General features: G+C 66.0%; 17 protein-coding genes. 5 read left to right on the forward strand and 12 right to left on the reverse strand.

The window, feature by feature from the left end:
* Window positions 1-29 precede the first annotated feature (29 nt).
* On the forward strand, window positions 30-581 hold the full coding sequence (locus tag D3880_RS03490) for an HAD family hydrolase (RefSeq protein WP_119895651.1): 552 nt from the start codon (window positions 30-32) through the stop codon (window positions 579-581).
* 87 nt (window positions 582-668) lie between these two features.
* Here the strand turns inward: D3880_RS03490 and D3880_RS03495 are convergent, their stop codons facing one another.
* The 6 genes from D3880_RS03495 to D3880_RS03520 form a co-directional block, all read right to left on the reverse strand.
* Window positions 669-1,502, reverse strand: coding sequence for a nucleoside-binding protein (locus D3880_RS03495; protein WP_119892141.1), 834 nt, complete (start codon window positions 1,500-1,502; stop codon window positions 669-671).
* A gap of 330 nt (window positions 1,503-1,832) precedes the next feature.
* Window positions 1,833-2,786 carry a LysR family transcriptional regulator gene (locus tag D3880_RS03500; RefSeq protein ID WP_119892142.1) on the reverse strand — a complete coding sequence of 318 codons (954 nt, stop codon included), beginning with the start codon at window positions 2,784-2,786 and terminating at the stop codon, window positions 1,833-1,835.
* A complete protein-coding gene (locus D3880_RS03505) occupies window positions 2,783-3,391 on the reverse strand; it encodes an IMPACT family protein (RefSeq protein ID WP_119892143.1) in 609 nt (202 codons plus the stop codon). Before D3880_RS03505 ends, D3880_RS03500 begins: the two co-directional genes overlap by 4 nt.
* Window positions 3,391-4,059 carry a TetR/AcrR family transcriptional regulator gene (locus D3880_RS03510; protein ID WP_119892144.1) on the reverse strand — a complete coding sequence of 223 codons (669 nt, stop codon included), beginning with the start codon at window positions 4,057-4,059 and terminating at the stop codon, window positions 3,391-3,393. The genes D3880_RS03505 and D3880_RS03510 overlap by 1 nt, the downstream gene beginning before the upstream one ends.
* Window positions 4,060-4,223: 164 nt before the next feature.
* Complete coding sequence (locus D3880_RS03515) at window positions 4,224-6,203, reverse strand: alkyl/aryl-sulfatase (RefSeq protein WP_119892145.1); 1,980 nt, start codon at window positions 6,201-6,203, stop codon at window positions 4,224-4,226.
* A gap of 175 nt (window positions 6,204-6,378) precedes the next feature.
* Window positions 6,379-7,581: an oxygenase MpaB family protein gene (locus tag D3880_RS03520; RefSeq protein WP_119892146.1), complete on the reverse strand. Its 1,203-nt coding sequence runs from the start codon at window positions 7,579-7,581 to the stop codon at window positions 6,379-6,381.
* Between the two features lie 166 nt (window positions 7,582-7,747).
* Here D3880_RS03520 and D3880_RS03525 point away from each other — a divergent pair, with 166 nt between their 5' ends.
* Window positions 7,748-8,395, forward strand: a complete 648-nt coding sequence (locus D3880_RS03525; protein WP_162934929.1) for a TetR/AcrR family transcriptional regulator — start codon at window positions 7,748-7,750, stop codon at window positions 8,393-8,395.
* A gap of 177 nt (window positions 8,396-8,572) precedes the next feature.
* Here D3880_RS03525 and D3880_RS03530 read toward each other — a convergent pair whose 3' ends face one another.
* The 3 genes from D3880_RS03530 to D3880_RS03540 form a co-directional block, all read right to left on the reverse strand.
* Complete coding sequence (locus tag D3880_RS03530; RefSeq protein ID WP_119892148.1) at window positions 8,573-9,877, reverse strand: NTP/NDP exchange transporter; 1,305 nt, start codon at window positions 9,875-9,877, stop codon at window positions 8,573-8,575.
* A 305-nt stretch (window positions 9,878-10,182) separates the two neighbouring features.
* Entirely contained in the window at window positions 10,183-11,115 is a 933-nt protein-coding gene (locus D3880_RS03535) for an aldo/keto reductase (RefSeq protein WP_119892149.1), read from the reverse strand.
* A 214-nt stretch (window positions 11,116-11,329) separates the two neighbouring features.
* Complete coding sequence (locus D3880_RS03540) at window positions 11,330-12,250, reverse strand: LysR family transcriptional regulator (protein WP_119892150.1); 921 nt, start codon at window positions 12,248-12,250, stop codon at window positions 11,330-11,332.
* A gap of 170 nt (window positions 12,251-12,420) precedes the next feature.
* On the opposite strand from D3880_RS03540, the gene aptA reads away from it, so the two are divergent.
* The 3 genes from aptA to D3880_RS03555 all read left to right on the forward strand — a co-directional run bounded on the left by aptA (window position 12,421) and on the right by D3880_RS03555 (window position 16,426).
* Window positions 12,421-13,767: an omega-aminotransferase AptA gene (gene aptA / locus D3880_RS03545; RefSeq protein WP_119892151.1), complete on the forward strand. Its 1,347-nt coding sequence runs from the start codon at window positions 12,421-12,423 to the stop codon at window positions 13,765-13,767.
* Window positions 13,768-13,931: 164 nt separating this feature from the next.
* Complete coding sequence (locus D3880_RS03550; protein ID WP_119892152.1) at window positions 13,932-15,428, forward strand: CoA-acylating methylmalonate-semialdehyde dehydrogenase; 1,497 nt, start codon at window positions 13,932-13,934, stop codon at window positions 15,426-15,428.
* A 215-nt stretch (window positions 15,429-15,643) separates the two neighbouring features.
* The gene (locus D3880_RS03555) at window positions 15,644-16,426 is read left to right on the forward strand and encodes a gamma-glutamyl-gamma-aminobutyrate hydrolase family protein (protein WP_119892153.1); all 783 of its coding nucleotides are present in this window, start codon (window positions 15,644-15,646) and stop codon (window positions 16,424-16,426) included.
* Between the two features lie 105 nt (window positions 16,427-16,531).
* Here D3880_RS03555 and D3880_RS03560 read toward each other — a convergent pair whose 3' ends face one another.
* The 3 genes from D3880_RS03560 to fabV all read right to left on the reverse strand — a co-directional run bounded on the left by D3880_RS03560 (window position 16,532) and on the right by fabV (window position 19,353).
* A complete protein-coding gene (locus tag D3880_RS03560; protein WP_119892154.1) occupies window positions 16,532-17,362 on the reverse strand; it encodes a DUF2971 domain-containing protein in 831 nt (276 codons plus the stop codon).
* Between the two features lie 58 nt (window positions 17,363-17,420).
* The gene (locus tag D3880_RS03565; protein WP_119892155.1) at window positions 17,421-17,969 is read right to left on the reverse strand and encodes an REP-associated tyrosine transposase; all 549 of its coding nucleotides are present in this window, start codon (window positions 17,967-17,969) and stop codon (window positions 17,421-17,423) included.
* A 169-nt stretch (window positions 17,970-18,138) separates the two neighbouring features.
* The gene (gene fabV / locus D3880_RS03570; RefSeq protein WP_119892156.1) at window positions 18,139-19,353 is read right to left on the reverse strand and encodes an enoyl-ACP reductase FabV; all 1,215 of its coding nucleotides are present in this window, start codon (window positions 19,351-19,353) and stop codon (window positions 18,139-18,141) included.
* Between the last annotated feature and the right edge of the window lie 90 nt (window positions 19,354-19,443).

Raw genomic sequence — 19,443 nt, forward strand, 5'->3', positions numbered from 1 at the left:
TGCACGCGGCCCGCCACTGGGTGTTCGACATGGACGGCACCCTGACCGTGGCGGTCCACGACTTCGCGGCGATCCGCCGGGCCCTGGGCATTCCGCCGGAGCACGACATCCTCCACCACCTGGCGGCCCTGCCGGAGGCGGAAGCGGCGGCCAAGCACGCCTGGCTGCTCGAGCACGAACGCGAGCTGGCCATCGGCTCGCAGGCCGCGCCGGGCGCGGTGGCGCTGGTGCGCGAACTGCACGAGCGCGGCTGCAAGCTCGGCATCCTCACCCGCAACGCCCATGAACTGGCGCTGTTGACCCTCGGGGCCATCGGCCTCGGCGACTGCTTCCTCAGCGCCGACGTGGTCGGCCGCGACGAGGCTCCGCCCAAGCCGGACCCCGGTGGCTTGCTGCACCTGGCCGAGCAGTGGAAGGTGGCGCCGAGCGAGCTGGTGATGGTCGGCGACTACCGCTTCGACCTCGACTGCGCGCGCGCGGCCGGCGCCTGCGGGGTGCTGGTCAACCTGGCGGAGAATCCCTGGCCGGAGTTGGCCGATGCCTTTGCCCGCGATTGTGGGGAATTGTTGGCGATGTTGTAGGGCTGCCGTCCCGCAACCCCCGGCCGCGGCCGGTAGAGGATCGGCTGGTGAGCGCAGCGATACCCACCACCCGGGCCATGCGCCTGCTCAGAAGGTGAGTTCCAGGTTCAGCGTCGGCGTCGAGGTGCGGCTGCCGCGCCCGCCGTCGACACCGAACTTGTTGTGCCAGTACTCGTAGCCGACGCCGAAATACAGGTTCGGCTTGGCGTTCTTGCCCGGCCGTGCGGCGACCATCAGCGCAGCGCGCATCAGGGTTTCCGGGGCGGTGTCCTTGTCGAAGTAGTCCTCGCCCTTGTCACCGACGTAGTTGACGAAGCCCTGGAACTTGGCCGCATGGTTGGCCACCTCGAACGGCCGCATCCAGGCCAGGCTGAGCATGTAGGTGGCGTCGAAGGTGTGGTCCGGGTGCTTGGCGCCGGGGATGCCGGAGTGGTTCTTCTCCTTGTAGTACATCAGGCTCAGGTCGGCGAAACCGACGGTGTTGAACTTCAGGGTCGGGCCGATCACCAGCGCGCGCTTCTTCGCCGAAGCCAGGTTGTTGTTGCGGCTGGCGTCGAAGCCCAGGGTCAGGGCGTAGTCCTTGACCAGCGCGTTGCTGAACGCCTGGTCGAACACCCGCGAGGCGAAGATCTGGTTGCGGTACACGCCGTAGACCTCACTGCCGCCGTGGTCGGTGCCCTTGCGCGGGTCGTTGCTGTCGGACAGCAGCACGTCGAGGTGGAAGTAGTTGCTGCCGTACTGGTAGCCGCTGGCATGGGTGAAGCTATAGATGCGCTTGGCGATGTTGTTGGGGTTGTTCGGGTTGGTGAACTCCTCGCCGTAGCGGAAGCCGACGCTGTTGTTCATCCACTCCAGGGCCGAAGCCTCCCCAGCGCCGACCAGGGCGAGCAGCAGGGCGGTGCCTTTCACTGTGTTGTTCATGCGGGCGGTGTTCCTTTCTTATTGGACTTGTAGGAGAGGTTGCAACGCTGGCTTCAGCCTCGATGGCCGCAGTATCGACACAATCCTCTGAGCACCAAAAGAACAGAATATCGAGCATGCCGATGCCGAAACGGCATCAGTGCTTTGACTGAAAAGTCAGGATTTTCAGCGGCTTGTCTAACTCGCGCGATTCAGGCCGCCGGAGCACTGTGGGGCGCATGGGCAGGTTGGATTGAGGCACGCAACGCCGAAGCCCAACGGACGATCGCAAGCGCAGCACCGTGGCCGAGCCGGGCGCCGCCGTTGGGCTTCGCTGCGCTCAGCGCCAACCTACGCACCAACCTGCGGGGCGAGGTCTTCGCGTTCCTGGCGCTCGCGCAGGCGGATTTCCTCGTCGAGCTGGCGGGCGAAGGCATCCACCGCCACCGGCAGGTGGCGGCCGTTGCGCACGTAGAGGCCGAGGTCGCTGAACACGCCGCCGCTTTCGCTCAGCGGGATGTGCTTCAGCTCGCCGTTGGCGAGGTCGGCCTCGATGCCGATGCGGGTCTGGAAGGCCACGCCGAGGCCGCGCTTGGCCAACTGGCAGGCCAGTTCCAGCGAGCTGCTCTCCAGGATCGGCCTGGCGGGCTGGCGCAGGCGGCGCAGCAGCGGGGCGAGCAGGTGGTGGATCGACAGTTCGCTCTTGGCCAGGATCAGGCCGTGCTCGGCGCAGCTGGCGAGGCTCGCTTCGTGGCGGGTCGCCAGGGGGTGGCCGGGGGCGACGATGGCGCCGAGGCGAAAGTGGCCGACGCTGAGCTGTTGCAACTCGGCGCTGCGCGGCAGAGCGAAGGCCAGGCCGAGGTCGGCGCCGCCGTCCAGCACCGCGTCGGGGATCGACTGCGAGCCGAGCAGGGTGACGCCGAAAGTCACCTGCGGGTAGCGCTCGCGCATGCTCTTGAGCACGCAGGGCAGCAGGTCGGCGGTGACGCCCTCCACCGTGGCGATCTCCACGTGGCCGGTGCGCAGGCCCTGCATGGCGTCCAGTTCCGAGCGCAGCCGCTCGGCATCCTGCAGCACCACGGTGACGTGGCTGGCGAATAGTTCGCCGGCCGCGGTCAGGCGCAGGCCGCCGGGCAGGCGCTCGAACAGCGGTGTGCCGAGTTCGTCCTCGAGCTTGAGGATCTGCCGGTTGACTGCCGAGGAGGCGACGTTCAGGCGCCGCGCCGCCTCGCGGATCGAGTTGCAGCGGCGGACCATGTCGAAATAGTGGATGGCCGGCGAGTGGATGCGCAGCTTGCGGCTCATGGGGCGTTGTCCTCTGGCGCGTCCAGCGCCTGTAACTGGCAGCGGCCGCGGCTGAGGTCGGCGAGCAGGCGTTGCAGCGGCTCGCGTTGCTCGGCGGGCAGGGCCAGGGTCAGGCGGGCGCCCGTGGCGTCGTAGGTCTCGCCTTCCGGCTGCGCCGCGAACTCGTCCAGGCGTGCCTTGAGCAGCGGCAACTCGGCGAAGCCCAGGTGACAGGTGAAGCGTTGCAGGCGCAGCAGCGGCGTGCACGCCCCACCCTGCAGGCACTTGGCCGCGCTGCCGCCATAGGCGCGTGCCAGGCCGCCGGTACCGAGCTGGATGCCGCCGTACCAGCGGATCACCAGCACCGCCACCTGGTCAAAGGCCTGGCCCTCGATGGCTGCGAGTATCGGCCGGCCGGCGCTGCCGCCGGGTTCGCCGTCGTCGCTGAAGCGGTATTGGCTGCCGACCCTCCAGGCCCAGCAGTTGTGCGAGGCGCCGGCCTCGCGGTGGGCGGCGATGAACGCCTGCGCCGCGGCCGCGCTGGCGACCGGCGCGGCGAGGGCGAGGAAGCGGCTCTTGCGGATCTCCTCGCGGTATTCGCAAGGGGCGACGAGGGTGAAGGCCATCAGGCGGCCGGCGGCGTCAGCCCGCAGCCCTTGAGGATGATATGGATGAGGTTGCGCGCGGCGTCCTCGAAATCGTCCTTGGTCAGGCGCTTGCGCCCGCTGACCCGGCAGATCTGCGCGGCGAAGTCGGCGTAGTGCTGGGTGCTGCCCCAGAGTAGGAAGATCAGGTGCATGGGGTCGATGGCGTCCATCTTGCCGGCGGCGATCCAGGCCTCGAACACCGCGGCGCGGCCGCGGAACCAGTCCTGGTAGTCCTGGTTGAAGTGCTGCTCGAGGCAGGCGCCGCCGCTGATCACCTCCATCGCGAAGATCTTCGAGGCCAGCGGTTGGCGCCGCGAGAACTCCAGCTTGGCGCGGATGTAGCGGGCCAGCGCGGCGCTCGGGTCGTCGTCGACGGTGAGGGTGTTGAAGGTGCTGTCCCAGAGTTCGAGGATGTTGCTCAGCACCGCGACATACAGGCCCAGCTTGTTGCTGAAGTAGTAGTGCAGGTTGGCTTTCGGCAGGCCGGCGCGCAGGGCGATGGCGTTCATGCTGGTGCCTTTGAAGCCATGCCGGGCGAACTCTTCCTCGGCCGCGGCGATGATGGCCTCTTCGTTCTTCTGCCGAATCCGCCCGGCCGGTTTGCCGGTGGCATGGGGGCTGTGTGCGGGCACTTGCAGGGTGGTCAAGACGAGCGGACTCCGGGGGGCATTGTGCTAGCACTGATACCCCATCTAGCGGTGCCGAAACAAGGGCGCAGCGCAGAAAAACGCGCGGCGCCGGCCGGTGAAGGCGGGCGCCGCGTGCTTGACAGGTTGCCGGTGCGCCTCAGGCACACACGGCACGAGTCGGCTTAAGGGGTGACGATGTTGAACTGCGGGTCGAAGCTGTCGAGCAGGCCGAGGAACTCGCCGAGCTTCTTGCCGTTGCCTTCGAGCTTGATGGCGCCCTGCTTGATGGCGGTGGGGAAGTCCAGCTGGCGGGCGCTGATTTGGTCCAGGGTGCTCTTGTCCAGCTTGACGGTGACATCGGCCTTGCCGTTGCGGCCCTCGATGTGGGTCAGCACGCCATTGCGCAGGCTCAGCGCATAGGACTTGTCGATGTCGCCGAAGTCCCAGTTCAGGGTCATGTCGTGGCCCTGGGCCTTGTCGCTGTCCAGGCGCACCGCCAGGTAGTCGAAGAACAGCCCGGCTTCCATGGCACGCACCAGGTCGATGCGCCCGGTCTGGGTGCCAGCCTTCGGCACACCGTTGCGCAGCTCCATCGTCGCGGTCAGGTACATGTTGCGCCACAGGGCGTTTTCGGTCTGGTAGCCGAGCTGCTCGAGGGCATCGGCCTGCAGGTTCTTGGCCGCCTGGTCGTCCGGTTGGGCGAATACCAGGTGGTTGCCGAGGGTCGCCGCCCAGCGGTAGTCGCCCTTGTCGATGGCGGTCTTGATCAGCTTCTTCACCGCGTCGGCGCCGCCGAGGGCCTCGACGTAGTGCGCGCCGGCATCGCTCGGGGTCAGCGGGTTGAGGTTGGCCGGGTTGGCGTCGTACCAGCCCAGGTAGCGCTGGTACACGGCGCGCGAGTTGTGGCTGAGCGAGCCGTAGTAGCTGCGCAGGTACCACTTGTTCTCCAGCTCGCCGGGCAGCTTGTCCATCTTCGCGGCGATCTCGGTGGGCGTCAGGCCCTTGTTCGCCAGGTTCAGCGTGCGGTTGTTGAGGAAGGCGTACATGTCGCGCTGGTCGGCGAGGAAGGTACGGATGCGCTCGCCGCCCCATACCGGCCAGTTGTGCGAGACGAACATCACGTCGGACTTGTCGGCGTAGCGCGTCAGGCTGGCGTCGATGTACTGCGACCAGGCCTTGGCGTCACGCACCAGGGCGCCGCGCGGGGTGAGGATGTTGTGCATCATCTGCGTGGTGTTCTCGGACATGCACAGCGCGCGCATTTCCGGGAAGAAGAAGTTCATCTCCGACGGCGCTTCGGTGCCCGGGGTGAGCTGGAACTCGACCTCGAGGCCGGCGATGGTGTGGGTTTCGTACTCCTTCTGGATCAGGTCGGTAGGCGCGATCAGCGTCAGGGTGCCGCCGACCGGCACGCTCTTGCCCATGCCCGCTTCGACCTGGCCCTGCTCGCCGCGCGGCAGCAGGCTGCCGAACTGGAACTGTGCGCGGCGCAGCATGGCGTTGCCGGCGAACACGTTTTCGCTGGCGACGTGCTCCATGAAGCCGGAGGGCGCGTAGATCCTCACCTTGCCGGCCTTGACGTCGGCCTCGTCGACCACGCCGCGCACGCCGCCGAAGTGGTCGGCATGGCTGTGGCTGTAGGCCACCGCCACCACCGGCTTCTTCGGCCGGTGCTGGAAATACAGCTCCATGCCGGCCTTGGCGGTCTCGCTGACGGCCAGCGGGTCGATGACGAACAGGCCGTCGTCGCCCTCGATGATGGTCATGTTCGACACGTCCATGCCGCGGATCTGGTAGATCTTCGGCGCCACCTCGAACAGGCCGGCGTACTTGTTCAGCTGGGCCAGGCGCCACAGGCTCGGGTTGACGCTGGCGGCGGCCTTGTCGTTGTCGAGGAACTGGTAGGCGTCGATGTCCCAGACCACCTTGCCCTCGGCGTTCTTGACCTGCCCGGTGAACGGTGCGATCAGCCCGCGGGTGGCGGTTTCGTAATCGAGGCGGTCGGAGAACGGCAGGGTCTTGAGCACTTCGGCGTTCTTCGCCGCGGTGATGGCGCTGGCCGGCTTGCTCGATTCGGCGGCCAGCAGCGGCTGGCTGAGGGTAGCGGCGATCAGGCTGGCCAGCAGGGTGCGGCGGTGGCGGGCAAAGCTAGACAGGGACATGGAGACTCCAAGGTTTTGTTGTTATCGCAAGCGACCTGAGAGCATAGACGGCTGCATGCGCTCCCCGGTTAGCGCCAAGGGCCAAAAAATATGCATGGTCGCCTGGCGTGGCCGGCCGAGCCGGGGCAGTTGTTACGCGGGGTTTCGCCGCCGGCCGGCCTGGCGCCTGGGCACTTTAACCCGGCAGGGTTTCCGCCGCTGGCGCGGCCAGATTGTTCTGGTAGGCGGTGGCGCCATCCACTGCGCGGTCGGCCTGGTCGAAGGCCAATAGGGTCTGTTCGATCTTCTGTCGGCGCAGCTCCGGGTTGCGCCGCTCAAGCTGGCGTTGCGCGCGATTCTTTTCGGTCAGGGCCGGCAGCATGGCTGCAGTCCAGTTCGGCTCGGCGCCCAGTTGGTCGGCGAGTTCGTCGCCATGGAACAGCCGGCAGACGCTGTGCATCAGCAGCACCGCGTCTGCCTCGGCCATCTGCAGGGCTGGCTGCAGGCGCTGGCCGAGGGCTTGCAGCATCTTGCCGGTGAGTTGCCGCGAATGTTGGTCCGGGGCGGCGATGCCGGCATCGATCAGGGCCAGCAGTTCGGCGCCGGACTGCTGGTCGTGGGCCAGGCGGTACAGGCGCGGGTCGACCCCGAGCAGGTGGGCGATCAACTGCCAGAGGTGATAGAGGTCGGCGAATTCCTCGGCATCGAAGTCGATACCAACCTTTTGCAGGGCGTTGAACGGCACATAGGTGAAGTCCAGCCAGGTGCGGGCCAAGTCGATCTGGTTGATCGGCATGCCCAGTGTCGCCCGCGGCCAGCCCTTGTTCAGCAGGCCGCCGCGCACCCGTGCGTGCAGCAGGCGCACCTGCAGGCTGTGGACGTAGCCGCGGCCACCTCGCGCCAGGCCGCCGGGGCGGGCGATTTGGTGGTTCCATACCGCGGTTTCCACCAGCCGGCGCTCGGCGCGGCTGTCCAGGCTGCCGGTGGCCATCAACACCTTGGCGATGGCCGGCGAGGCGTAAGTGTGGGCCAGCGAGCCGGGGCCGAGGGAGATGGTCAACCACTCCAGGCCGACCGACAGGTAGGCCTCGGCGCCCTTGCGGATGCGCCCGGCGTCGACCCATTCCGGCACGCTTTCAGCGTGTTCCAGAAGGGCACGCAGCGCCGGCGGCGCCTGTTCCAGGCTGGCCAGGCCATGGGCGATGCCCTGGCCGGCAGCGCGGTTCGCCTGCGCCAGGCCGCGCTGCTCGGCGACCACCGCGTCGGCCAGCGGGTCGCCGAGCATGGCCATCGCCAGTAGCAGCTCGAGCTTGTCGGCGCCGAAGCGCTCGAGGATGGCGCAGCGGTTGAGTACGGGGTGCGGGGCGCGGTCCAGCAGCTCGGTAGTGGTTACAGACATGGCGATGGCTCCGGGATGATGAGTTGTTGTTATGACGATCGCGGATAAAGTAAACGATACCGTTTCATTTGTCCCGATCCGCGCCCTAAATGCAAGCGCGCTCGCTGGTGCCCGTTCGGCGGAAATGCCACCATTCGCCGCACTTCAGTTCAGCCGGATATTTGCGATGGCAACAGAGACAGGCGCCGAACAAGCCGCGCCGCGCCGCAGCGGAAGGCCCTCGCTGGAAGAAGCCGAGCGCCTGACCGACCGGGTGCTCGACGCGGCGACCCGGCTGTTCATGGAGCAGGGCTTCGGCGCCACCAGCGTCGAGGCCATCGCCGCCGCGGCCGGCATTTCCAAGCGCACGTTCTACAGCCGCTACCCCGGCAAACCGCAGGTGTTCGAGGCGGTGATCCTGCGCTACGTGCGCCGTTACGTGCGCCCGGCCGAGGACGTCGCCCCCGCCGACCTGCCGCTGGAGGAGCGCCTGTACCGGGTGGCCACCCAGCTGCTGGGGTGGATTCTCGAGCCGGACGTGATCGCCCTGTACCGCCTGACCATCGCCGAGGTGGCGCGTTTTCCCGAGTTGGCGCGCAGCGTCGCCGACTTCGCCATCGCCGATGCGGTGCAGGCGCTGGAAGGTGTGTTCGCTGCGGCGGGCAGCGCAGAAGACGCTCATTTCGTCGCCGAGCAGTTCATGCAGGCGGTGGCGGCGTTCCCGTTCTTCGGTGCCGTGCAGGGGCGCGAGACGCCCGGCCTGGATGCCGCCAAGGAAGAGCGGGTGCGCCGCGCCATTGCCCTGTTCCTGCGCGGCTGGCAGCCGGGGCGCTAAGAGCCTGTTCAAGGTCTCGCCCGTGAGTATTTGTTGCCGGCGTAATGGTGGATAAGCACAGCGTTATCCACCCTACCCAGCCTGCCAGTCCGCGTAGGGTGGAAAACTGCGAAGCATTTTCCACCGATGGCCAAGGCCGGCTCTCGGATCGCGAGGCTTTGAACAGGTTCCAAGTCGCTAGGCCGGGCCGGTTTTCCGCCCGTTGCGGACATTGCGCGGCTGTCCGCCAGGGCCGCCCAGATACCAGCCCAGTCCGCCCCAGACCGCCGCGCACACCGCGCCGGCCAATGCCGCCAGCAGCACGCCGGCGTCGAGGCCGTCGAGCAGCGCCTTGGCCCAGGCGCTGAGGGCGTCGCCGGCGCGGTAGATCACCGTGTCGATGAAGTTCTTGGCCTTGTACTTGGTCTGCGCATCCAGCGGCGCGAACAGCATCTCGCGGCCGGGGCGGACGAAGGCGTATTCGCCAACCCGCCGCACCACCATCACCGCCGCCAGCACGGCGAAGGTCGGCGCCAGCGCCAGGGCGAGGAAACCCAGGCACACCAGCGCCGGCACTCCGGCGAGCATCGCGCGCAGGCCGTAGCGCTCCGCCAATCGCCCGGCGACGAACAGCTGCGCCGCCAGCGACAGCGCCTGCACGCTGAAATCCAGCAGGCTGAACACGCGGATCTGCGCCTCGCGTTCGGGGAACCTCTCGGCCACCAGGCGCGCCTGTTCGAAGTACAGGAAGGTGCTGGCGGTGGCGAGGAGGATGACGAAGGCGCCGACCGCCAGCAGATAGGGCGAGCGCAACACCAGGCCGATGCCGCTGAACGGGTTGCCGCTGACCGGCTGGCGCGGGTTCTCGCTCGGCGGCGCACCGGGGCGGCCGGCGCCGCCCTGTTCGCGCCAGGCCATCAGCCGGTACTTGGCCGGCAGGGTCGCGGCCAGCAGCGCGGCGGCCAGCAGGGTCAGGCCGCTCTGGCCGAGGCGCTCGATCAGCAGGGCGCCGAGCGCCGGCCCGGCCAGCCCGCCGCAACTGGCGCCGGCGGCGATGAAGGCGAACAGCCGGCGCGCCTGGACGGCGTCGAACACGTCGGCCATCAGGCTCCAGGCCACCGAGACGACGAACAGGTTGTACACCGAGATCCACACATAGAAGGCGCGCCCGCTCCACACCGAATCGCCGGCCTGGAACAGAGCGGCGAACAGCAACAGGTTGAGGATGAAGAAGCCGTACACCCAGTCGACATAGCGCCGCCGCGGCACCGTCGAGTTGAGCCAGGCGAACAGCGGCACCGCCAGCAGCATGGCCGCGAAGGTGGCGGTGAACAGCCATTGCAGGTTCTCCACCCCGCCGAGAATGCCCATCGCCTCGCGGATCGGCCGCAGCATGAAATAGCCGGCGAACAGGCAGAAGAACAGGGCGAAGCCGCCCAGCGCGGCGCCCAGCTCGTCGGGGCGGGCGTTGATGGTGCTGGTCAGGCGCTCAGTTAGGGGCATGCAGCGCTCCCTCTCCCTAACCCTCTCCCGTAAACGGGAGAGGGGACTGGCTGGTGCGGACGGTCAGGACCCGCGTTGTGGTGCGTTGCTCCCCTCTCCCATTGATGGGAGAGGGGCCGGGGGAGAGGGCGATAGGCAGCTGGCCCTTTCCCTCTCCCCGCCCTCTCCCGCACTGCTTTTATGAAGCAGGGAGAGGGAGCTATTCCGTCGCGCCTGGCCCTTAGCCGTAGGGTGGAAAACCGCGCAGCGTTTTCCACCAGAAACCGGTGGCTGTGAAAAGCGCCATCCGCCCTACGGAACCGCGCTCAGGCAAACGCCTGGACGATCTTCTCGCGCAGGGCCGCATCCGGCAGCGGCCCGCGGCCGGCGGCGAGGTTGTCGGCCATGTAGCGCGGCTTGGAGGTGGCCGGAATCACCGTGGTCACCGCCGGCTGGGCGAGGATGAACTTCAGCAGCAGCTGCGCCCAGGAACTCGCCTGCAGCGCGTTGGCCCAGTCCGGCAGCGGCTGGCCCTTGACCCGGCTGAGCAGCGCGGCGCGCTGGAACGGGCGGTTGATCAGGGTCGCCAGGCCGTGCTCGGCGCAGTAGGGCAGCAGGCGCCGCTCGGCGCCGCGCTCGCCCACCGAATAGTTGAACTGCACGAAGTCGATGCCCTTCTCGCGCTCGAGCACCGCGATCAGGTCGTCGTGCGCCGAGTCCACGTAGTGGGTGATGCCGATATAGCGCACCGTGCCCTGCTGCTTGAGTTCGCGCAGCAGGCCGAGTTGGGTCGCGCTGTCCTGCAGGTTGTGCACCTGCACCAGGTCGATGTGCTGGCGCTGCAGCGCCTCCTGGCTGAGCTGGAACTGCGCCGCCCCGCGCTCGCGGCCGGTGGACGACAGCTTGGTGGCGAGGAAGGCCTTGGCCTGGTTGTCGCTGCGCTTGAGCAGCTCGCCGGTGACCTGCTCGGCGGCGCCGTAGCTCGGTGCGGTGTCGATCAGCGTGGCGCCGCCGGCGAAGAAGGTCTGGATCACCTCCAGCAGCGGCGCCAGCTGCTCATCGGTGAGATCGACATTGAACACCCGCGAGGTGCCGAGGCCGATCACCGGCAGGCTTTCGCCGCTGCTGGGGATCTTGCGTTGCAGCAGCGGGGCGGGGGCGGCCCAGGTGGCATTCGGCAGCCAGGGCGAGAGGGCGGCAAGGGCGGCAAGGGCGGCGAGGCTGGCACCGCCCTGGATGAAGTGACGACGGCTAGGCATGGGGTCCTCCGTGGTGGCACTCGATGGAAGGGCAGGCGCCCGGCGGGGCGCCCCGTTCGAGAATAGACCCTCACCAGCAGGTGGCCGGATTGGCGCGTTGCGAGTCGTTTCGAGCGGAGCGTCTGTAGGAGCGAATTCATTCGCGATAACCGACAACAGCGAACCGTCGCCATCGCGAATGAATTCGCTCCTACCGGGCCGAGGGCAGCCCGACCTAGGTCGTCGCCGCCAGCGCCTCCAGGAAACTCTCCAGCACCAGATGCGGGCGCCGGCCCTTGCGCGTCACCGAGGCCAGGCTGAGGTCGTAGAAGCGCGTCGCCGGCTTCAGCGCGCGCAGGCGGCCCTGTCGCACCCAGAAGGCGGCGTAGTGATCCGGCAGGTAACCGATGTAGCGCCCGGTGAGGATCAGAAAGGCCATGCCCTCGCGGTCCGAGGCGCTGGCCGTGCAGTGCAGCGCCTGATAGTGGGCCTGGATCTCGCTGGGCAGGCGGAAGGTCGGGGCGATGGCGTCCTGGCCGTTCAGCCGTTCGTCGTCGAGCTGGGCGTCGTCGGCGTAGAACAGCGGGTGGCCGACCGCGCAGTACAGCAGCGAGCGCTCGCCATACAGCGGCTGGTATTCCAACCCGGACAGCGCGCCGGCCTGCGGTACCACGCCGACGTGCAGGCGGCCGTCGAGCACGCCCTGTTCCACCTCGCTGGGCGGGATCATGCGGATATTGATGCGCACGTCCGGGCCCTGCTCCTTGAGGCGCGACAGGGCGTGGGTGATGCGCATGTGCGGCAGGCTCACCAGGTTGTCGGTGAGGCCGATGTTCAGCTCGCCGCGCAGGTGGCGGTGCAGGCCGTTGACCTCGGTGCGGAAGCTCTCCAGCGCGCCGAGCAGTTGCAGCGCCGAATGGTAGACCTCGCGGCCTTCCTCGGTCAGGGCGAAGCCGGCGCGCCCGCGCTGGCACAGGCGCAGGCCGAGGCGCTGTTCGAGGTCGCTCATCTGCTGGCTGATCGCCGAGCGGCCGATGCCCAGCGCGCTCTCGGCGGCGGAGAAGCCGCCGCATTCGACCACGCTGCGGAAGATCCGCAGCAAGCGGATATCGAAGTCGCTGACCTGGGCCAGCGGGTCCTGCCGGTGCGTGCTCATTGTTTAGCAGTGCCTGATCTAAAGATTGGAAAATCTGAATTTTCCTGACTTTAGGCCCGTGGCACCTTGTCTGCAACAACCTGTGGGAGCGAATTCATTCGCGATGCGGGCAACACCAGCGCGAATGAATTCGCTCCTACACAGAACAACACCTGCCTCGAGAGGCCACCATGAACATGCCGCAGACCGCCACCCCGTCCATCGCCAGCCAGCTCAAGCTGGACGCGCACTGGATGCCGTTTTCCGCCAACCGCAACTTCCAGCGCGACCCGCGCTTCATCGTCGGCGCCGAAGGCAGCTGGCTGGTCGACGAGCATGGCCGCAAGATTTACGACAGCCTGTCCGGCCTGTGGACCTGCGGCGCCGGCCACTCGCGCAAGGAAATCCAGGAAGCCGTGGCCAAGCAGCTCGGCACCCTCGACTACTCGCCGGCCTTCCAATACGGCCACCCGTTGTCGTTCAAGCTGGCGGAGAAAATCGCCGAGCTGACGCCGGGCGAGCTCAACCACGTGTTCTTCACCGGCTCCGGCTCCGAATGTGCCGACACCGCGGTGAAGATGGCCCGCGCCTACTGGCGCCTGAAAGGCCAGGCCAGCAAGACCAAGCTGATCGGCCGCGCCCGTGGCTACCACGGCGTCAACATCGCCGGCACCAGCCTCGGTGGCATCAACGGTAACCGCAAGATGTACGGCAGCCTGATGGACGTCGACCACCTGCCGCACACCCTGCAGCCGGGCCTGGCGTTCACCAAGGGCATGGCCGAGACCGGCGGCGTCGAGCTGGCCAACGAGCTGCTCAAGCTGATCGAACTGCACGACGCCTCCAACATCGCAGCCGTTATTGTCGAACCGATGGCTGGCTCCGCCGGCGTGCTGGTGCCGCCGCTGGGCTACCTGCAGCGCCTGCGCGCGATCTGCGACCAGCACAACATCCTGCTGATCTTCGACGAAGTGATCACCGCCTTCGGCCGCATGGGCAAGGCCACCGGTGCCGAGTATTTCGGCGTCACCCCGGACATCATGAACGTGGCCAAACAGATCACCAACGGCGCCATCCCCATGGGCGCGGTGATCGCCTCGACGGAGATCTATCGGACCTTCATGGACCAGGCGACCCCGGAGTACGCGGTGGAATTCACCCACGGCTACACCTACTCGGCGCACCCGGTGGCCTGCGCCGCCGGCCTCGCCGCGCTGGACCTGTTGCAGAAGGAAAGCCTGATCCAGCAGTCGGCCGAGCTGGCCCCGCATTTCGAGAGCGCGCTGCATGGCCTCAAGGGCGCGAAGAATGTGGTCGACATCCGCAACTGCGGCCTGGCCGGCGCGATCCAGATCGCCCCGCGTGACGGCGACGCCATCGTCCGCCCGTTCGAGGCCGGCATGGCCCTGTGGAAAGCCGGCTTCTACGTGCGCTTCGGCGGCGACACCCTGCAGTTCGGGCCGACCTTCAACGCCAAGCGCGAAGACCTCGACCGCCTGTTCGACGCGGTCGGCGAAGCGCTCAACCAGATCGCCTAACAGCTCCCCTCGCCCATTGATGGGCGAGGGGCCGGGGGAGAGGGCCGGGCTTGCCGCAAGCGCGACCCTCTCCCTAACCCTCTCCCGTAAACGGGAGAGGGAACAACTCTGCGGTGGACGACCTCGCGTCGTCCCCACTCGAATCGCCCAATAAGGACCACCCCATGAGCACTATCCCGCACCTGATCCACGGCGTCCGCGTCGAAGACCACGGCCGCAGCGCCGCCGTCTACAACCCCGCCACCGGCGAGGCCATCCACCAGGTCGCGCTGGCCAGCCGCGCCACCGTGCAGCAGGCCATCGACTCGGCCAAGGCCGCCTTCCCGGCCTGGCGCAACACCCCGCCGGCCAAGCGCGCCCAGGTGATGTTCCGCTTCAAGCAGCTGCTGGAGCAGAACGAGGCGAAGATCGCCCAACTGATCAGCGAAGAGCACGGCAAGACCGTGGAAGACGCCGCCGGCGAACTCAAGCGCGGCATCGAGAACGTCGAGTACGCCTGCGCCGCGCCGGAAGTGCTGAAGGGTGAATACAGCCGCAACGTCGGCCCGAACATCGACGCCTGGAGCGACTTCCAGCCGCTCGGCGTGGTCGCCGGCATCACCCCGTTCAACTTCCCGGCCATGGTGCCGCTGTGGATGTATCCGCTGGCCATCGCCTGCGGCAACTGCTTCATCCTCAAGCCCTCCGAGCGCGACCCCAGCTCCACCCTGCTGATCGCCGAACTGCTGCATGAAGCCGGCCTGCCCAAGGGCGTGCTCAACGTCGTGCATGGCGACAAGGAAGCGGTCGACGCGCTGATCGAAGCACCGGAAGTCAAGGCCCTGAGCTTCGTCGGCTCGACCCCGATCGCCGAATACATCTATGCCGAAGGCACCAAGCGCGGCAAGCGCGTACAGGCCCTGGGCGGCGCCAAGAACCACGCGGTGCTGATGCCCGACGCCGACCTGGACAACGCCGTCAGCGCGCTGATGGGCGCCGCCTACGGCTCCTGCGGCGAGCGCTGCATGGCCATCTCGGTGGCCGTGTGTGTCGGCGAGCAGATCGCCGACGCCCTAGTCGAGAAGATCGTCCCGCAGATCCAGGCCCTGAAGATCGGTGCCGGCACCAATTGCGGCCTCGACATGGGCCCGCTGGTCACCGCCGCCGCCCGTGACAAGGTGGTCGGCTACATCGACGACGGCGTTGCCGCCGGCGCGCAACTGCTGGTGGACGGCCGCGGCCTGCGCGTCGCCGGCCATGAAGACGGCTACTTCCTCGGCGGCACGCTGTTCGACAAGGTCACCCCGGAGATGCGCATCTACCAGGAGGAAATCTTCGGCCCGGTGCTGTGCATCGTGCGGGTCAACAGCCTGGAACAGGCCATGCAGCTGATCAACGACCACGAATACGGCAACGGCACCTGCATCTTCACCCGCGACGGCGAAGCGGCGCGGCTGTTCTGCGACGAGATCGAAGTCGGCATGGTCGGCGTCAACGTGCCGCTGCCGGTCCCGGTCGCCTACCACAGCTTCGGCGGCTGGAAACGCTCGCTGTTCGGCGACCTCCACGCCTACGGCCCGGACGGCGTGCGCTTCTACACCCGCCGCAAGGCGATCACCCAGCGCTGGCCGCAACGCGCCACGCATGAGGCGGCGCAGTTCGCCTTCCCGAGCAACGGTTAAGCAACACCCAAGGCTGGTCGCAAGACCGGCCTTTTTTTCGCAATTAAACCCTGCCGCGCGGGCGCGGCATTGGTGCAGTGACCCTGCTGGCGTCAGCCGCTACCGGGAAACGGCACCCCTTGGGCGAGCGGGCTCGGACGCACCAGCGTCTGGCGAGGCCGCTGACCCAAGGGTAGCCCAGAGCAACTTTCGAAGAACAAGAGGAAACCCTTGCGATGAGCAAACCCCTGATTGGCCTCCCCCTGTGCCGCTGGCAGCTGACCGACCGTGACATTGGCTGGTTTCATCTGGTGGGCGAAAAGTACATCAGCTCGGTCACCGGTTTCGGTGCCTTCCCGCTGATGATCCCGGCCTTTGCCGATGAGCTGGACATGGATACCGTGCTGGATAGCGTCTCGGGCATCATGTTCGGCGGTTCGCTGTCCAACGTGCACCCGAGCTTCTATGGTGATTCGGCCGAAGGCGTAGGCCTGAGTGACAAGCCACGCGACGCCACCGTGCTGCGCCTGATGCGCGCCTGCCTGGAGCGCGGCATTCCTTTCCTCGGCATCTGCCGTGGCGCACAGGAAATGAACGTGCTGTTCGGCGGCACCCTGCATCGCCAGGTTCACGAAGTGCCGGGTCGCCTGGATCATCGCGAGGTCAAGGACGTGCCGGACGATGTGGCCTATGGCCCGATCCACAAGGTCGCCCTGACCGAGGGTGGCGTGTTGCACACGCTGCTGGGTGAGCGCGAAGTGGCGGTCAACTCGCTGCACGGCCAGGGTATCGATCGCCTTGGCGAAGGTCTGCAGATCGAGGCCGTTGCCGAAGATGGGCAGATCGAAGCGGTTAGCGTGATCGGCGCCAAAGCCTTTGCCCTCGGCGTGCAGTGGCACCCGGAATATCGCTACTGGGAAAATCCGCAGTACAACCTGTTGCTGCAGGCTTTTCATGATGCGGCGAAGGATTATCAGGCCAAGAAGTCTGAGAAACGCAGGGAGGCGGCGGTAGCCTGAGTGGAGGCGCTGCGTTGAGCTGTTGATGAACACAAAAGGCCAGTCGAGAGACTGGCCTTTTTGTTTGCAGTGATGGGTATCGCTGCGCTCAACCCATCCGGATGGCTATAAATCAACAATTTCAAACTCATAGTTCCTTTTGTTGATTCTTGCCAGTCTCACAGGGAGGCTCTGCTCTCTCATGATTTTCTTCATAAGTTTCTTGCTGTTTTCTGGCATCTTTTCGCCGACTACAACTTCTTTAATTGCGCTTGGTGAATATGTGGCTTGCCCGTCTAGCTCGGAGAAGAGGCGGAATTCAGATTCGTATTTCCAGGATATATGCTTGGTCATCAACAATTTAAGATACTGTTCTGTGGGTGGTGCGTTGATTGTGAGTTGCTCGTGCAGAAGTTTTACTATGTCTATTGTTGGTGGTTGGTGGCTGTAATTTATAGGGTGGGCTTGGACTTTTCGGTCAATGCTTTCAATAAGTTTCTCAGCGTGGAACTCGACTCTAAATCCTTTTAAGCCTTGGGCGTAGTGACTCCACATTAATATCTGTTTCTCGGAGAGAGGGTGTTTCTCTGTTTCGGAAAACAAGCAGCATATCCCTTTCTGTTTATGAATAGATGATGCGTAGGTAAAGATGTTTTGTGCTGTATTGCTGCAAAAAAAGCTGACAGCTTGGGCTGCTCCACTTTGCTGGGCAATGATTTCGATTATTTGTTTTGTCGTGCTAGATGCTTGGCTTTCTAGGGGGCGAAGAATGCTCTGAATAGCTTTGAGTGTTTCTTCTGGTTTTTCATAATTTGTATGGTAATCAAATATGCCTTCAAATGGGTCGTTGAAGTCTGAGGGCTTAGAAAACCACAAGTATGGATGCGTTATTGCTTCTAGGTTGTTGGTATTGAATGCGTAATATTTGTAAAATTTAGTATCGCTATTGATCGTCATGTTCAGAAGTCATCTGTCCGTAGGATGGGTTGAGCGTAGCGATACCCATCGATGAAGGCTATCTCCCATCACTGTTGCCGCGTTCGCCCACATCGCCTTCCATTTCTTCGCCACCCGCCCAATTCTCGGGCAACCACCCCTCGCGCACGTAGCGGCGAAACGACGACCACGGCCAATCCGCCACCCGCTCCACATGCCCGTGCTTGCGCGGGTTGTGGTGGATGTAATCGACGTGACGGGTGAAATCCTGGTCGTCGCGGATGCGGTGTTCCCAATAGCGGCGTTGCCAGATGCCGCGTTCGCCGCGGCGCTCGCGGCTGGGCGAGGTGGATTCGTTGTGGGGCAAGGCGCGGGAGAAGTGGGTTTTGATCAGGCGCCAGCGCAGGGCGTAGTCGGCATCGCCGTCGGGCAAGGTGCAGAGCGCGTGGAGGTGATCGGGGAGGATGGCGATGGCGTCGATGCGCCAGGGGTGGCGGCGCATGGTGTAGCGGAAGGCGGCGCGCAGTTGGTCGATGTGCTCGGTGAACAGACGGCTGCGGCGGTCGGCGAGGTTGAGGGTGAAGAACCAGGTGGCGCCTGGCGTGTGGTCGCGGCGGTATGAGGTCATGAGGGAGGCATCATTGCCTGGGTGGGTGGTTCATAAAGCAGGGCGATGGGTATCGCTTCGCTCAACCCATCCTACGGAGAATGCGCGAATGGTTTTGGGGCGGGAGTCAGAAAAGAAAAAGGCCAGTCGCGAGACTGGCCTTTTTCGTCGAGCAGCGGCTAGGGCGGGATCAGCCCTGCAGCTCGATCACGTCGAACTGCACCGCCGGGGAGACGTCGGCGTCGTAGTCGACGTCCTTGCGCTCGAAGCCGAACAGCTTGAGGAACTCGTGCTTGTAGCCGGCGTAGTCGGTGACCTGGAACAGGTTCTCGGTGGTCACCTGCGGCCACAGGGCCTTGCAGGCGTCCTGCACGTCGTCGCGCAGTTCCCAGTCGTCGAGGCGCAGGCGCTGTTCGGCGTCGGTTGCGCCCGGTTGGCCGTCCTCGCGGTACAGGGCGTCGCGGAACAGGCGGTTGAGCTGCTCGATGGTGCCTTCGTGCAGGCCCTTGTCCTTCATGATCTTGAAGACCATGGAGAGGTACAGCGGCATCACGGGGATCGCCGCGCTGGCCTGGGTGACCACCGATTTCAGCACCGCCACGTTGGCGCCGCCGCCGTTGAGTTTCTGCAGGCGCGCATCCAGGCGCAGGGCGGTGTTGTCGAGGTCGACCTTGGCCTGGCCGAGGGCGCCGTGCCAGTAGATCGGCCAGGTGATGGCGGTGCCGATGTAGCTGAACGCCACGGTGCGCGCGGCCGGCGCCAGCACGCCGGCTTGCTCGAGGGCGTCGATCCACAGTTCCCAGTCCTGGCCGCCCATGACGGTGACGGTGTCTTCGACTTCCTGCGCGCTGGCCGGCTCGATCGACGCCTGGATGATGGTGTCCTTGTTGGTGTCGATGGCGGTGGAGGTGTACGGCTCGCCGATCGGCTTGAGCGCCGAGCGCTTCACTTCACCGCTGCCCGGCAGCTTGCGCACCGGCGAGGCCAGCGAGTAGACCACCAGGTCGACCTGGCCGCCCATTTCGTTCTTGATCAGCTCGATGGCCTGGGCGCGCGCTTCGTCGGAGAAGGCGTCACCGTTGATCGAGCGGCTGTACAGGCCTTCGGCCTTGGCGAACTTGTCGAACGCCGCGGCGTTGTACCAGCCGGCGGTGCCGGGCTTGGTCTCGCTGCTGGGCTTCTCGAAGAACACGCCGAGGGTGTCGGCACCGAAGCCGAACGCGGCGGTGATCCGCGCGGCCAGGCCGTAGCCGCTGGAGGCGCCGATCACCAGGACCTTCTTCGGCCCGTCGGTGCGCACGCCGCGGGCGCGGGTGGCTTCGATCTGGTCGCGGATGTTGAGCTCGCAACCCTGCGGATGCGTGGTGGTGCAGATGAAGCCGCGGACTTTGGGATGGATGATCAACTTGTCTACCTCGTCTGGGAATGCGCCTGGCGGATCTGAACGCCTCTCGAGGAGGCCAAGCCATTCAGATGCCGACACGCGTCGTCGCGA

The organism is Pseudomonas cavernae (assembly GCF_003595175.1).
GTDB lineage: Bacteria > Pseudomonadota > Gammaproteobacteria > Pseudomonadales > Pseudomonadaceae > Aquipseudomonas > Aquipseudomonas cavernae.